Origin of the sequence: Staphylococcus sp. HMSC056G08, assembly GCF_001812305.1 — a bacterium.
Taxonomy (GTDB): Bacteria; Bacillota; Bacilli; order Staphylococcales; family Staphylococcaceae; genus Staphylococcus; species Staphylococcus simulans.
Genome location: NZ_KV808485.1, coordinates 1 through 1,506 on the forward strand (window position 1 = coordinate 1; position 1,506 = coordinate 1,506).

The window sequence follows — 1,506 nt, forward strand, 5'->3', positions numbered from 1 at the left end:
GAGATCAAGCAACTTTATGCTGCTTAATCTCTGTATTTTAGCCCACCAGTTCTATTTGGTTCTCTGTCAAATAAAAAAGGAGCGATTTTCATTTTTATTAGGTTTCAGAACAATTATATCCCAGCCGCGTTACATTACGGAAGTGCTTAATGATTTAGCTACACCTATACTTTCTTTTTTTAATGATTGTAGGTTATATACATTTTATAATTCTTTATATTTCTTTGAAGTGGTAAATATATGAAACGCCTTCTTTCTTTTTAACTAATAACTTTTCCTGTATTAGTTCCTGACAAATATTTTCTATTGTATTATAAGTGCCGCCAAACTCATTCATTATTCCAGATAATGTATATTTTATATAGCGCTCATTCAAGTTATTTTGTTCATTTAAAAAATAACTATAGAAAAGTTTTGCTCCATTACTTAAATGACTGTATTTTCCATTTATTAAATCAATGTGAATATATATTTTCTCCCGATTTACTGGCATGTTTAGATGTACTTTAGAATAATAAGTATATTCAATAAGTTTATGCTTTTTTAGTATCCGTTTACTTTGTCTAAAAGTTTCTCGACTTATATTAGCTAATTGAATAATTTGATTTTGGTTTATTGACAATTTGTTATAAACATTCATAAATGAATACATCAATGCTAATATATATTTTTGGTTGGCCTTAACTTTTTTATAATCTTCACTGTTTAATATTTCTTTAAAAATGAAGTAGTCTCTATCCATCTTTCCCACTCCGTTAATATAGAATAACTTTAATCTTTTTATTTTCTATTTGACCGATTCTAAAAATTATCCTCCTTTGTTTCTCACAATAAAAACTCCGAATTTTCGAACTTTTTTATATGATAGTTAACATTTATATTCCTATCTCAATACATAGTAATATAGGTAATCGTTCCTACCATAACTACTCTATATCAGGTAATCTAATTATATCATTACTATACAATAACACTGATTAAGTGTTAAAGCTAACTTTGATACATAATTTAATTTGAATTATAATCACTAAGCTGTTTAACTCGTTACAAAACATCTAAAAACTGTTCATTTATTATACATACTTTCATTCAGTCTAACAAAAATCAAACGTTCATAAGAATCCTATGTCGAGGTATGTAACTTTCCTCGAATGTCTTGCTCAAAGTTGTTGCTATATAATTTTTTTTGGATATACTAAACTTTGAATTACACTATATTGTTTACTTCGACATATTTATGATTAACACTAAAGAAAAAGGGGCTGTTTTTTTGAAAAAAACAAGAAGGAAATTAGATTTTCTACCAAATATCAATAACAAATATTCCATAAGAAAATTCACAGTAGGTACTGCATCAATTTTAGTAGGTGCAACATTAATCTTTGGGGCAGGACATGATGTAGCTAAAGCAGCAGAAGAAGATGCTAGTACAGAACAAGCATCAACAGAAGAAAAAGTAACAAGTGAAGGTGCAACAACAGAACAGCCTTCAACAGAAGAGAAGGC

Annotated in this window: 2 protein-coding genes; one reads left to right on the forward strand and one right to left on the reverse strand. The window is 28.0% G+C overall.

Annotated elements, in window-relative coordinates; translation table 11 throughout:
* Window positions 1-214: 214 nt before the first annotated feature.
* On the reverse strand, window positions 215-742 hold the full coding sequence (locus tag HMPREF2846_RS08145) for a hypothetical protein (protein WP_070626401.1): 528 nt from the start codon (window positions 740-742) through the stop codon (window positions 215-217).
* Between the two features lie 528 nt (window positions 743-1,270).
* Between HMPREF2846_RS08145 and HMPREF2846_RS08150 the strand changes: the two genes are divergently transcribed.
* The coding region (locus HMPREF2846_RS08150; RefSeq protein ID WP_256274560.1) for a YSIRK-type signal peptide-containing protein at window positions 1,271-1,506 on the forward strand (236 nt) is incomplete at its 3' end.